This is a genomic window from Pseudomonas bohemica, assembly GCF_002934685.1.
Lineage (GTDB): Bacteria > Pseudomonadota > Gammaproteobacteria > Pseudomonadales > Pseudomonadaceae > Aquipseudomonas > Aquipseudomonas bohemica.
Map to the genome: position 1 here is coordinate 1 of NZ_NKHL01000057.1, position 314 is coordinate 314.

Here is a 314-nt window from a genome sequence, read left to right on the forward strand (position 1 = left end):
TGGCGCTGTACCTGTGGGAGCTGCTGGAGCTGTGCGACAGCCGCGAAGGCGGTGGATCAGACACCTCACCTTTCACTGACCCACCGCGTTCGCTGCCGTCGTAACCTCCGACGTCTCCTACAGGTTCTGAGTCGGACCGGGATTTTGCGCATTTACACAATCCCTTGTAGTGCGCCTACCGCTTTGTTTGCGCGATATCTTGGGCGACCAAAGCAAAGCAGGATCAGGGCCTGAAGATTGGCGCTGTACCTGTGGGAGCTGCTGGAGCTGTGCGACAGCCGCGAAGGCGGTGGATCAGACACCTCACCTTTCAC